This is a genomic window from Microbacterium immunditiarum (assembly GCF_013409785.1).
Taxonomy (GTDB): Bacteria; Actinomycetota; Actinomycetes; order Actinomycetales; family Microbacteriaceae; genus Microbacterium; species Microbacterium immunditiarum.
Genome location: NZ_JACCBV010000001.1, coordinates 2,150,939 through 2,162,969, shown reverse-complemented (window position 1 = coordinate 2,162,969; position 12,031 = coordinate 2,150,939). Strand labels below are relative to the sequence as shown.

Here is a 12,031-nt window from a genome sequence, read left to right as displayed (position 1 = left end):
TCAAGCGTGCGCGTCGTGCTCGATGTGCCCCGCGGGTTCGAGCTGGAACGTCGAGTGCTCGACGTCGAAGTGATCCGAGAGGCACGACTGCAGGCGCGTGAGGATCCCCGCGGCCCGTCCATCGCGCAGGGCCTCGTCGTCGACGACGACGTGCGCCGTGAACACCGGTGCGCCACGCGTGAGCTGCCACACGTGCACGTCGTGCGCGTCGACGACGCCGGGCGTCGAGAGGATGTGATCGCGGATCTCGGCGACGTGCGTCCCCTTCGGCGCCGACTCCGCGAGCACCGACATCACCTCGCGGAGAAGGCCGATCGCCCGCGGCACGATCATGGCGGCGATGAACAGCGAGGCGATGGCATCCGCCTGCACCCAACCCGTCGTCACGATCACGATCGCCGCGACGATCACGGCGCCGGACCCGATGAGGTCGCCCATCACCTCGAGGTACGCGCCCCGCACGTTGATGCTCGTGCGCTGCGCCGCTCCGAGCAGCCACAGGGCGACGCCGTTCGCGACGAGACCGACGATCGCGACGACGAGCATGAGGCCGCCCGCGACCTCGACCTCGCCCGGCTCCACGAGCCGTCGCACGCCCTCGATCGCGACCCAGCCCGATAGGACGATGAGGATCACGGCGTTCGCGAGCGCCCCGAACACCTCTGCGCGCTGGTAGCCGAACGTGCGCCGGTCGTTCGCGGGGCGCGACGCCACGGTACTCGCGATGAGCGCGATGACGAGGGCCGCGGCATCCGTGAACATGTGCGCCGCGTCCGCCAGCAGGGCGAGCGATCCCGACACAGCCGCGCCCACGATCTGCACGACCATGACGACGGACGTGATGGCGAGCGACAACGCGAGAAGGCGCCGATTGCTCGCACCACGGATGCCCCGTGCCCGGCCCTTCGCGTGGTCGTGCATGCCTCCAGGCTAGGCCGCACGTGCGTCTCGAGAGGCGCGATCCAGCCTGTCGGGAATGATCCCGATTATCAGTGGCCGGGCCTTCTGAGAGGTCAGAGCTGCTCGAGGAGCGGCGTCAGCTCGGCGAAGGCGCGGGCGCGGTGCGACTGCGCGTTCTTCTCGGCGGCCGACATCTCGGCGACCGTGCGCTCACTGCCCGGTTCCTGCCCGTCGGGGAGGAAGATCGGGTCGTAGCCGAATCCGCCCTCCCCCGCCGGCGTGTGCGCGAGGCGCCCCGGCCACCGGCCCTCGACGACGCTCTCGCTCGATGCGTCTCCGGGCACCACGAGGGCGATCGTCGAGACGAACTGCGCCGTGCGGTGCGGGTCGCCGATGTCGGAGAGCTGGTCGAGCAGGAGGCTCACATTCGCGGCGGCGTCCTTCGCATGGCCCGCCCAGTACGCCGAGAAGACCCCGGGCGCGCCGCCGAGCACATCGACGCAGATGCCCGAGTCGTCCGCGAGCGCCGGAAGCCCGGTGTGCGCGGCGGCGGCGCGCGCCTTGATGAGGGCGTTCTCGACGAACGTCACGCCGTCCTCGACGGGTTCGGGTCCGTGGTACGCGATGACCTGCAGGTCGGGGCGAGTCGCCGCCACGATCGCCTGGAACTCCTCGACCTTGTGCGCGTTGTGGGTCGCGAGCACGATCTGCCGCAGCTCGGCGGCCTCGGGCTCGGCGGCGACGTCGGCGACGGCATCCGCCATCTCGTGCGGGTGCGCCGTCACGTGGAGCTCCCGGTGCTCTCGGTGCTGCTCTCGGCACCCTCGGCGCCGCCGCCGGCCAGCGCCGCGAGCTGGTGCTCGCGCAGCGACGCGCAGCCCGCGACCCCGAGGTCGAGCAGCGCGTCGAGCTCGCGCTTGTCGAACGGCGCGCCCTCGGCGGTGCCCTGCACCTCGACGAACAGCCCGCGGCCGGTCACCACGACGTTCATGTCGGTCTCTGCGCGAACGTCCTCGACGTAGGCGAGGTCGAGCATCGGTGCGCCGTCGATGATCCCGACCGATACCGCCGCGACCGAGTCGACCAGCACGGTCGATCGCTGGGCGATGAACTTCTTTTCGCGCCCCCACTCGATCGCGTCGGCCAGGGCGACGTACGCGCCCGTGATCGCGGCGGTGCGCGTGCCGCCGTCGGCCTGCAGCACGTCGCAGTCGATCACGATCGTGTTCTCGCCGAGCGCCTTCGTGTCGACGACCGCGCGCAGCGCGCGGCCGATCAGGCGCGAGATCTCGTGCGTGCGCCCGCCGATGCGGCCCTTGACGGCCTCACGGTCGTTGCGCTCGTTCGTCGCGCGCGGGAGCATCGCGTACTCCGCGGTGACCCAGCCCTTGCCCTTGCCGGTGAGCCACCGGGGCACGCCGTTGGTGAACGACGCGGTGCACAGCACCTTCGTGCCGCCGAACGAGATGAGGGCGGAGCCCTCGGCGTGCGCGCTCCAGCCACGATCGATCGTGATGGGCCTCAGCTCGCCGGGCGCGCGGCCGTCGCTGCGGACGATCGGGGCATCGGTGGAGGGAAGCGTCACTGGGGATCTCCTTGTGGTCGTTGAGCCGGGTATGTGAGCGGGGGTGCGTCCGCCCGGGGTGTCAGCCGGTGGGCAGGTCGATCGCGCCGGTCTGCACGAGCCGCACCGCAGAGACCTCGCGGCCCATGAGGCGGTGGGCGAGGTCGAGGAACTCGTCGGCGGATGCGCCCGTCGCCTCGTAGACGTGGGTGGGCGCGGCATCCGGCCCCGCGAGCAGGTCGCGGGACACGAGCTGGCGGTAGACGTCCTTCGCGGTCTCGGTGTCGCTCGAGACGAGCGAGACGTCGGGACCCATCACGTAGCTGATCGCGCCCTCCAGGAACGGGTAGTGGGTGCAGCCGAGCACGAGCGTGTCGACGCCCGCGTGGCGCAAGGGCGCGAGGTAGTCCTCGGCGACCGCGAGCACCTCGGGCGTGCCGGTGACGCCCGCCTCGACGAACTCGACGAAGCGCGGGCACGCCCGCGCGAAGACGGTGAGGCGCTCGTTGACCTCGAGCATGTCCTGGTAGGCGCCCGAGCTGATCGTGCCCGCGGTGCCGATCACGCCGATGCGGCCGTTGCGTGTCGTCGACATCGCGGTGCGCACGGCGGGGCCGATGACCTCGACGACGGGGACGTCGTAACGCTCGCGCGCGTCGCGCAGCATGGCGGCGGATGCCGTGTTGCACGCGATCACGAGCATCTTGACGCCCTGCTCGACGAGCGTGTCGAGCACCTCGAGCGAGTAGCGCCGCACGTCGGCGATCGGCTTCGGCCCGTAGGGCGAGCGGGCGGTGTCGCCGAGGTAGAGGATGGACTCGCGTGGGAGGAGCGCCGAGACAGCGCGCGCGACCGTGAGTCCGCCCACACCCGAGTCGAAGATTCCGATCGGCGCGTCGGCGCCGTCGCGAGTCGGTCGAAGGGTCACGATCAGCCAGCCTACGCCAGCGCCCTGATCACTAGGCTGACCGCATGACGGCCTGGACGAGCTCCGCCCTGCACACCGACCGGTACGAGCTCACGATGCTCGACGCAGCCCTGCGCGACGGAACCGCCGGCCGCCGGTGCGTGTTCGAGCTCTTCGGCCGAAGGCTTCCCGGAGGCCGCCGTTTCGGCGTCGTCGCGGGCACAGGGCGCCTCCTGATGCTCCTGCGCGACTTCCGCTTCGGGCACGACGAGCTCCGATACCTGCGCGACGAGCGGGTCGTCGACGCGGAGACGATCGACTTCCTCGAGGGCTACCGGTTCAGCGGCGACATCACGGGGTACCGCGAGGGCGAGCTGTACTTCCCCGGCTCCCCCATCCTCACCGTCGAGGGCACGTTCGCGGAGGCCGTCGTGCTCGAGACGCTCGCGCTCAGCGTGCTCAACCACGACTCGGCCGTCGCGACCGCGGCCGCCCGCATGAGCGTCGCCGCCGGAGAGCGTCCGCTCGCCGAGATGGGCTCGCGCCGCGCCGGCGAGGCATCCGCGATCGCCGCGGCCCGCGCCGCCTACATCGCCGGGTTCAGCGCGACGTCGAACCTCGAGGCCGGCCGCCGGTGGGGCATTCCGACGATGGGGACCGCTGCCCACGCGTGGACGCTCCTCCACGACACCGAGGAGGCGGCCTTCCGCGCCCAGGTCGAGACGCTCGGCGTCGACACGACGTTGCTCGTCGACACGTACGACATCCGCGAGGGCGTCGAGACGGCGGTGCGGGTCGCGGGCACGGGGCTCGGCGGCGTGCGGATCGACTCGGGCGACCTGCCGATCGTCGCCGCCGAGGTGCGGGAGCTCCTCGACGAGCTCGGCGCGATCGACACGAAGATCACCGTGACGAGCGACCTCGACGAGTACGCGATCGCGGCGCTCGCCGCCTCACCCGTCGACTCGTACGGCGTCGGCACGTCGGTCGTGACGGGGTCGGGCACGCCGACCGCGGGCATGGTCTACAAGCTCGTCGCACGGCAGGACGACGACGGCGCCTGGATCGGCGTCGAGAAGGCGTCGGCCGACAAGGCCTCGCGCGGCGGGCGGAAGGCCGCCTTCCGCACGCTCGACGAGGGCACCGCGACGAGCGAGCTCATCGTCGTGTCGGACGGCTTCGAACAGATCGACACCCCCGACCGGCACCCCGGTGCGAGAGCGCTGCAGGTTCCCCTGGTCGTCAACGGTGAGACGGATGCCTCGTACGAGGGCCCCGAGGGCGTCGAGGCGGCGCGCCGGCATCACGCGCGTGTGCGCGAAGAGCTGCCGGTGCGTGCCCTCGCGCTCAGCCGGTCCGACCCGGCCATCCCTACGGTCTACGTCGACGCGGACGCGGTGTGACGGCTCAGCCCGCCATCGACTCGTAGATCTCCTTGCAGGTCGGGCACACGGGGAACTTCTCCGGGTCGCGCCCGGGCGTCCACTTCTTGCCGCACAGCGCCCGCACCGGCTTGCCGGTGAGGGCCGACTCGAGGATCTTGTCCTTCTTCACGTAGTGCGAGAAGCGCTCGTGGTCACCCGGCTCGATGTTCTCTTCGCGGATGAGCTCTTCGAGCTCGCGATCGAGAGTGGCGAGTCCGCCCTGGTCAGGGCCTTCGAGGGGGGTGCTCATGGAGGGTAAGTCTACTCGCGGGCTCGCCTCCGGAGGCGGTGACGGATGCGCCGCATCCGTCCATCCGAGACCCGCATCAGGTCGTCTCGGCGAACTCCATGATTCGACCGCCGCGACGCTCGAACAGGACCGAGCCGATCGCGATGCCGACGACCAGCACCCCGAACCCGATGCCGGCGCCGCCCCACAGAGCGGTCGTCGCGGCCTCGGAGTCCCCTTCGATCGCGAGCCAGCCCCACCACAGCGCCGGGACGCTCAGGACGATCGCCCCGAAGAGCACGAGGCTCTGCGCGACCGCGCCGGTCGCGCCGACGCGCTGCGGCTGCTCGAACGGGCTCTCACCCGGGTGCGACACCGCGTAGGGGGCGAGGACCGACGAGATGCTTGACAGCCCGAGGCCCGACAGGAAGAGCGACGCGCACACGCCGATCAGCGCAGGGAGCATCGCCCAGCGCCCGTGCAACACGATCGCCACCGGGATCGCGACCGCGAGCAGCGGGATGCCGATGAACAGCACGGGGACGAGGCGTCCGATGCGGTCGGAGAAGCCGCGCACGCCACTGCCGACGTGCATCCACACGGCGGTCGAGTCGTAGGCGACGTCGTTGTGCGGCAGCCATCCGAGGAACAGCGCGATGAAGGGCACAGGCACGAGCGCCACGATCGCGGGCGGGACACCGGCGATCAGGAGAGGGATCGTCGTGACCGCAGCAGCCACCGGGATGATCACGATGTTGACGAGGTAGCGCGCGTCCCGCAGCCAGTAGAAGAGGCTACGCGCCGCGACCGCACCGCCCGGCGTCCCGGGCGCGACGGCGAACCATCCGAGCCCGCCGCGCTCGCGCACCGACGCCGGTCGCTCGGTCGTCGTGAGCAGCCGGTGCACGAGCAGCGCCCACAGGCCCGCGAGCACGACGACCGTCGCGATCGCCACGAACAGGCTCAGGCCCGCGTCGCCGCCCTCGGCGATGAGCCCCGGGAACGCCCATGCGGCGCCGAGCGGCGTGCGCGCCAGGATCTGCACCGCCTCGACGAGCTGCGGCGGCACCCGGCCGTCCCACTCGAGCGACGCGAGGAACACGCCGACCGGCACGACCACCACGACGACCGCGAGCAGGAACACACCCGACAGCTCGCGCGACCGCCGCTCACGGAGGAACAGCGATGTGAGCGCCATGCACGTGCGGGCCAGGAGCGCGCACGTGATGACACCGAGAACGACGGATGCCGCGCCCGCCCCCCACGGGACGCCGACGTCCCTCCACATGATGGCGGAGCTGATGGCGGCCGCGAGCAGCGCCGCGATCGGGACGCTGATGAGTCCCGCGACCGCGAGCACCGCGGCGAGACGTCCCGTGGGAAGGCCGATGAGCGCGAACCGGCGCGGGTCGAGCGGGTCGGCCACTCCCCCGACGATCGGTGCGATCGCGAAGCCCGCCGTGACGGCGGAGCCGCCGAGGACGGCCACGGTGAGGGCGACGTCGGTTCCGGCATCCGCAAGGCTCAGCAGCGCCCAGCACACGAGCGCCGTCGAGCCGAGGACGACGATGAGCCACGCGATCGTGCGCGTGACCGCTTCGATGTCTCCTCGCAGTGCTCCGAGGAGCATCGCGACCCTCAGTCGGAGAACGTGTGCAGCCACTCCAGGCCCTCCACGTCGCTGAGGCCGCCCGCGAGCTCGATGAACCGCTGCTCGAGGGTGAGCTCGCCGCGCACTTCGTCGATCGTGCCCTCGGCGAGCACCTGCCCGGCCACGAGCACCGCGACGCGCGAGCACACGCGCTCGACGAGCTCCATGCCGTGGCTCGACAGGATGACGGTCCCTCCGTGCGCGACGTACGTGGAGAGGATGTCGAGGATGATCGCGCTGGAGACGGGATCGACCGCTTCGAAGGGCTCGTCGAGCACGAGGAGTCGCGGCGAGTGGATCATCGCCCCCGCGAGCATGACCTTCTTCGCCATGCCGGCCGAGTAGTCGGCGACGACCCGGCCGAGCGCGTCGGTGAGGTCGAACGCGCGAGCGAGGTCTGCCGTGCGGCTCTCGACGACCGCCGCCGGGAGGCCGCGCAGCACCCCGTAGTAATGGAGGAGCTGACGCCCGGTCAGCCGGTCGAACGTGCGCAGCCGGTCGGGCAGCACGCCCATGCGGCGCTTCGCACCCCGCGGGTTCGCGCGCACGTCGATGCCCGTCACGTGCACGGACCCGCGGTCGGGACGCAGCAGCCCCGAGATCATCGACAGCGTCGTGGTCTTGCCGGCGCCGTTGGGGCCGACGAGTCCGTAGAACGTGCCGGCGGGCACGGTGAGGTCGACACCGTCGACCGCGAGCGCCCCGCCGAACGACTTCGACACACCCCGCAGCACGAGCGCCGCCTGCGCCGGATCGACGTCCGACACGGTGAGGACCGCCGGCACGTGCTCGACGGGCTTCGGCTCGATGACGGATGCCGTGTGTGCAGGCGCCTCGGGTGCGGTCGGTGCTTCGGCGATCTCGCCCTCGGCGATCTCGCCCTCGGGCGCCGTGACCTCAGCAGCCTCGACCATCGGCTCTGCCTCCGTCGCCTCGGGCTCGACCGTCTCGGGCGTCTCCGCCTCCACCGTCTCGTCGTCGACGACGACGGCCTCCTCGTCGGCCACCGCATCCGTCTCGGTCTCGATCTCCGTCTCCTCCTCGATCGTCGTGAGAGCCACGGCGACTTCGCCGGCGCGGACGGGCGGGGGCGGAGGCGGCGGCACGTCGATCTCCACGTCGGTCGACGCGAGCGCTGCGGCCGGCAGCGGCGGCCTCGGAGGAACGGCGATGTCGCCCTCGATCATGACCTCCTCGGCCGGCCCGGGCACGACGACGTCGGGCGGCAGCGGCGGGGGCGGACCGGGATCCGCCTTCGCGGCGGCGCGGCCCTTGCCGCGTCTCCTCCCCTTGCCCTTCGCCTCGCGCGGACGATCGGACTGCGCCGGGAACGGCGAGCCGGACCCGGTCGCCGGTGGTGCGGCGTCGGTCGCAGCATCCGTCTTCTCTGCCGATTCAGCGTGCGCCGCGGCGTCGGCCGGCAGGGGCGGCCGGGGTGGGAGGATCAGCAGCTCCGGCGTCTGCGCGCTCTCGTCGGGCCGTTCCGGGTCGTCTGGAGCGGAGTCGTGTGGCACCGGCAGAGAGGGAGTCACCTGTCCAACGTATCAACCGCGCTGTGAAACTCCCCAGTGGGGCACGGTTTGTCCACAACAGCGCGTTATGTCACAAAACGGCAACGGACGGCGAACATTGTGCGCCCTTTCAGGAGCCCTCGCTACCATGAACCAGGCACGAAGGAGTGTCGCGTCAGTGAACTGACGCCAAACGAGCACTCCAGGAGACAACCGTGACACTTCAGACCGTCATCCTCGCGGCCGGCATGGGTTCGCGGCTGGGCCGAGCCCTTCCGAAGCCCCTCACCGAGTTGAACGACGGCCGCAGCATCATGCAGCAGCAGCACGACAACATCCGTGCCGCCTTCGGCCACGACGCCCGCATCACGACCGTCGTGGGCTACCGCGCCGAGACGATCGTCGAGGCGTTCCCGCACGTCGACTACGTCTACAACGACCGCTACGACCAGACGAACACGTCCAAGAGCCTTCTGCGCGCCCTCAACGCGACGGGCCGCGCGAGCGTGCTGTGGATGAACGGCGATGTCGTGTTCGACCCGCGCGTCCTGGGCCGCGCCGTGTCGTTCATCGAGCGCGACCAGTCGTTCGTCACCGTCAACACCGCGAAGGTGAGCGACGAAGAGGTCAAGTACACGATCGACGAGCGCGGCCACATCGCCGAGCTGTCGAAGACCGTCAAGGACGGCATCGGCGAGGCGGTCGGGATCAACTACATCTCCAGCGCCGACAAGAAGGCGTTCATCCGCCAGCTGCAGCGCGTCGACGACCAGGACTACTTCGAGCGCGGCCTCGAGCTCGCGATCGCCGAAGACGGCCTGCGCCTCGCACCGATGGACATCTCCGACCTGTACGCCGTCGAGGTCGACTTCGCCGAAGACCTCGAGCGCGCGAACCTCTTCGTCTGAGTCGTCTCAGCCGTCGTCGCCGTCGGCCGATTCCGGTTCGTCGGGCGTTCCACAGGTTCCGGCCAGATCGGCGTGCTTAGGATCGGCCTGATGGCCGAGAAGGTGCACCGCATCCACTCCCTGCCCGACGACACGCCGTGGGACGGGGGGCTTCCCCCTGCCGGATCGCCGGAGCATCCGCGAACCGTCCGCGCCCTCGACAAGGTGCTCGCGATCCAGCGGCCGGTCGTGCTCGCCCACCTGCGCAGCATTCGCCTGCGGCATCCGGATGCCACGGCGACGGACGTCGTCCGGATGCTCGAGCGGCGCTATCTCGCCGCCGTGACCACCGGCGGCGCTGCGGTGGGGGCGACAGCGGTCGTCCCGGGCATCGGGACCGGCGTCACGTTGACGCTCAGCGGTGTCGAGACCGTCGCGTTCCTGGAGGCCACGGCGCTCTTCGCGCAGTCGGTCGCCGAGGTCCATGGAATCCCGGTGTCGGATCCCGACCGTGCGCGGGCCCTCGTGCTGACCCTCATGCTCGGCAAAGAGGGCGTCGACCTCGTCACGCAGCTCGCGCGACAGGCCGCGGGCAAAGGCGTCACGCGCGACCGATACTGGGGCGAGCTCATCACCAAAACGCTCCCCCGCGCCGCGATGGGCCCGCTCGTCGACCGCCTGAAGACCGCGTTCACACGTCAGTTCGCTGCGAAGGGCGGCGCGTCGTTCATCGGCAAGGCGCTGCCGTTCGGCGTCGGAGCCGTGATCGGCGGCGCGGGCAACCACATCCTGGGGCGTCGAGTGCTCGTGAACTCGCGCCGCGCGTTCGGCGTCGCGCCCGTCGCGATGCCGCCCGAGCTCGAGCCGCGACCGGGCGCGACGCGGCTCGAGTCGGCTGCCGCGCAGACGTTCCGACGCGCGGGCGGTGTCATCGTCGACGGGGTCGCGAAGAGCGCGACCGCCGTGGGCGGCGCCGCGCGCAAGGTCGGCGGCACGTTCCGCCGTCGCAGCGCGCTTCCCGCGGCGGGCGACGAGTCTGACGAGGACGAGTTCGAGCTCAGCTGAGCCGCCCTGCCGTCGCTCACGCGGCCGTAGCACCCGGGCGCCGTCCGGCGGTACGCTCACCGCGGGAAGACGGATCAACGCTCGGGGGGCGCCGTGGCACGAACATCCGACGACGACAGCCGCACGCCGCTGCCGCGCGAGTTCCCCGCAGTCGAGGCGGAGGCAGATCTCGAGCCGGAACCGCCCCGGCCGAAGCCACGGGGTGAGGGGCCCGAAGGCGGCAAGCGCCCGGTGCCCTCTCGTCGCGCGGCCCCCGGTGAACCGCCCGAGGGTGAGGCGCCGGAGGCCGGCGAGGGGGCGGAGCCGGAGGAGGCGGGCGCCGAAGAGCCGCCCGGTCCTCCGCGCATCCCGCCGACGGCGCCGGCGTTCCCCCTCCCGGACGTGCCGCGCACCGTGTCGCTCGTGACGGACTCGGTCATCACACGACCGCTCGCCGAGCGCATGGCGTCGGCGAGCGAGGACGAGCTGATCGGCATCGTGATCGAGCTGCGGACCGACAGCGGGATCCCCCTCGAGAACGCCGCGCAGGAGCTGCTCGCGATGATCCGGATCGCCGCCGGCGGGCGCACGCTCGAGGCGTATCCGACGACGACGAACCATTACGTCATGGCGGCGCTCACGGCGGACGAGATCCTCGAGCTGGTGCGCATCGACGCCGACAAGGGCCGCACGCCGCCGCGAGACCGGCAGGAGCAGAAGACCGCTCCGCGGAGCTTCATCAACCGCGTGTGGCCCAACTTCGAGGTCCGCGCGACGATCCATCGCTCGGTCACGACGATGAAGGCGGATGCCGCGGTCCGCTCGTTCGACGCGACGGGCGACGGCATCGTGTGGGCGGTGCTGGACACCGGGGTCGACCGGACGCACGCGCACTTCCGGACATACGACACGCTCGACCTGCCCGAATCACTGAGGCCGCGGAGTTTCGTATCGGGTACGACGGATGCCGACGCACTGCGCGATCCGAACGGCCACGGCACCCACGTCGCAGGCATCATCGCGGGGGGCCAGATCGCGAAGCCGCGCGGCAAGCGCATCTGCGCCGCGACGTGGTACCGCACGGCGGAGGGTGCCACCGGCGTCGAGCGAGTCGAGCTCGACAGCATCTCGGGGATGGCCCCGAAGGCGAAGATCCTCTCGATCAAGGTGCTGCGCGACGACCGCACCGGCGATCTCGCGTCGCTCCTTGAAGCGCTCGAGTACATCGAAGAGCTCAACCGGTCGGGTCGCGAGCTCAACGTCCACGGCGTGAACCTCTCGCTGGGGTATCCGTTCGATCCCTCGTGGTTCGCGACCGGTCTCTCGCCGGTGTGTCGCGAAGTCGACCGGCTCGTGGCCAACGGCGTGTGCGTCGTCGTGTCGGCCGGCAACACCGGATACGGTGCTGCGCGCGACACTTCGGGGCGCGAGATGCGCCTCGGGTTCGGCATGACGATCAACGACCCGGGCAACGCCGCGCGCGCGATCACGGTCGGCTCGACCTCCATCAAGCCCTACTCCACGGGCGTCTCGTACTTCTCGTCGAAGGGGCCGACCGGCGACGGCCGCCCCAAGCCGGACGTCGTCGCCCCCGGTGAGCGGGTCGTGAGCGCGGGTGCCGGGGAGCTGCTCGAGCGGGCGCGCGCGAACGTCCAGTTGAAGGCCGATGAGAAGGCATCCGACATCACCTATGTCGAGGACTCGGGCACCTCGATGTCGGCGCCGCATGTATCAGGAGTGGCCGCTGCCTTCCTCTCGGTGCACAGGGAGTTCATCGGCAAGCCCGACGACGTCAAGCGGATCCTCCTGGATTCCGCGAACGACCTCGGGCGCGATGCGACATTCCAAGGTCGCGGGCTCGTCGACGCGATGCGTGCGATCCAGAGCGTGTGACGCGGCGACGGTGCCGCGGAC

At 71.1% G+C, this 12,031-nt stretch carries 11 protein-coding genes; 4 read left to right on the top strand and 7 right to left on the bottom strand.

All coding sequences use genetic code 11. The annotated features are described in order from the left end of the window. The 4 genes from BJ991_RS09975 to murI all read right to left on the bottom strand — a co-directional run bounded on the left by BJ991_RS09975 (position 1) and on the right by murI (position 3,392). A complete protein-coding gene (locus BJ991_RS09975; RefSeq protein WP_179489631.1) occupies positions 1-921 on the bottom strand; it encodes a cation diffusion facilitator family transporter in 921 nt (306 codons plus the stop codon). A gap of 92 nt (positions 922-1,013) precedes the next feature. Next, positions 1,014-1,664 carry an RdgB/HAM1 family non-canonical purine NTP pyrophosphatase gene (gene rdgB / locus BJ991_RS09970; RefSeq protein WP_179492686.1) on the bottom strand — a complete coding sequence of 217 codons (651 nt, stop codon included), beginning with the start codon at positions 1,662-1,664 and terminating at the stop codon, positions 1,014-1,016. A gap of 17 nt (positions 1,665-1,681) precedes the next feature. After that, on the bottom strand, positions 1,682-2,458 hold the full coding sequence (gene rph, locus BJ991_RS09965; protein WP_179492684.1) for a ribonuclease PH: 777 nt from the start codon (positions 2,456-2,458) through the stop codon (positions 1,682-1,684). Positions 2,459-2,546: 88 nt separating this feature from the next. Beyond that, positions 2,547-3,392, bottom strand: a complete 846-nt coding sequence (gene murI / locus BJ991_RS09960; RefSeq protein WP_179489629.1) for a glutamate racemase — start codon at positions 3,390-3,392, stop codon at positions 2,547-2,549. A 44-nt stretch (positions 3,393-3,436) separates the two neighbouring features. On the opposite strand from murI, the gene BJ991_RS09955 reads away from it, so the two are divergent. Further along, a complete protein-coding gene (locus BJ991_RS09955; RefSeq protein WP_179489627.1) occupies positions 3,437-4,774 on the top strand; it encodes a nicotinate phosphoribosyltransferase in 1,338 nt (445 codons plus the stop codon). A 4-nt stretch (positions 4,775-4,778) separates the two neighbouring features. Here the strand turns inward: BJ991_RS09955 and BJ991_RS09950 are convergent, their stop codons facing one another. The 3 genes from BJ991_RS09950 to BJ991_RS18825 all read right to left on the bottom strand — a co-directional run bounded on the left by BJ991_RS09950 (position 4,779) and on the right by BJ991_RS18825 (position 8,207). After that, positions 4,779-5,045, bottom strand: a complete 267-nt coding sequence (locus BJ991_RS09950; RefSeq protein ID WP_179489625.1) for a DUF3039 domain-containing protein — start codon at positions 5,043-5,045, stop codon at positions 4,779-4,781. 76 nt (positions 5,046-5,121) lie between these two features. Next, on the bottom strand, positions 5,122-6,654 hold the full coding sequence (locus tag BJ991_RS09945) for a hypothetical protein (protein ID WP_218852921.1): 1,533 nt from the start codon (positions 6,652-6,654) through the stop codon (positions 5,122-5,124). 8 nt (positions 6,655-6,662) lie between these two features. Then, the gene (locus BJ991_RS18825; protein ID WP_343048706.1) at positions 6,663-8,207 is read right to left on the bottom strand and encodes an ABC transporter ATP-binding protein; all 1,545 of its coding nucleotides are present in this window, start codon (positions 8,205-8,207) and stop codon (positions 6,663-6,665) included. A gap of 194 nt (positions 8,208-8,401) precedes the next feature. Here BJ991_RS18825 and BJ991_RS09935 point away from each other — a divergent pair, with 194 nt between their 5' ends. The 3 genes from BJ991_RS09935 (at position 8,402) to BJ991_RS18820 (ending at position 12,010) form a co-directional block, all read left to right on the top strand. Beyond that, positions 8,402-9,094, top strand: a complete 693-nt coding sequence (locus BJ991_RS09935) for an NTP transferase domain-containing protein (protein WP_179489621.1) — start codon at positions 8,402-8,404, stop codon at positions 9,092-9,094. 90 nt (positions 9,095-9,184) lie between these two features. After that, on the top strand, positions 9,185-10,138 hold the full coding sequence (locus BJ991_RS09930; RefSeq protein WP_179489619.1) for a hypothetical protein: 954 nt from the start codon (positions 9,185-9,187) through the stop codon (positions 10,136-10,138). A 93-nt stretch (positions 10,139-10,231) separates the two neighbouring features. Then, a complete protein-coding gene (locus BJ991_RS18820) occupies positions 10,232-12,010 on the top strand; it encodes a S8 family serine peptidase (RefSeq protein WP_179489617.1) in 1,779 nt (592 codons plus the stop codon). The last annotated feature ends 21 nt before the right edge of the window (positions 12,011-12,031 follow it).

Coding starts and splice junctions, on each gene's coding strand:
- BJ991_RS09975 (WP_179489631.1), bottom strand. CDS start 921: ATGCACGACCACGCGAAGGGCCGGGCACGGGGCATCCGTGGTGCGAGC.
- rdgB (WP_179492686.1), bottom strand. CDS start 1,664: ATGGCGGATGCCGTCGCCGACGTCGCCGCCGAGCCCGAGGCCGCCGAG.
- BJ991_RS09955 (WP_179489627.1), top strand. CDS start 3,437: ATGACGGCCTGGACGAGCTCCGCCCTGCACACCGACCGGTACGAGCTC.
- BJ991_RS09950 (WP_179489625.1), bottom strand. CDS start 5,045: ATGAGCACCCCCCTCGAAGGCCCTGACCAGGGCGGACTCGCCACTCTC.
- BJ991_RS09945 (WP_218852921.1), bottom strand. CDS start 6,654: ATGCTCCTCGGAGCACTGCGAGGAGACATCGAAGCGGTCACGCGCACG.
- BJ991_RS09930 (WP_179489619.1), top strand. CDS start 9,185: ATGGCCGAGAAGGTGCACCGCATCCACTCCCTGCCCGACGACACGCCG.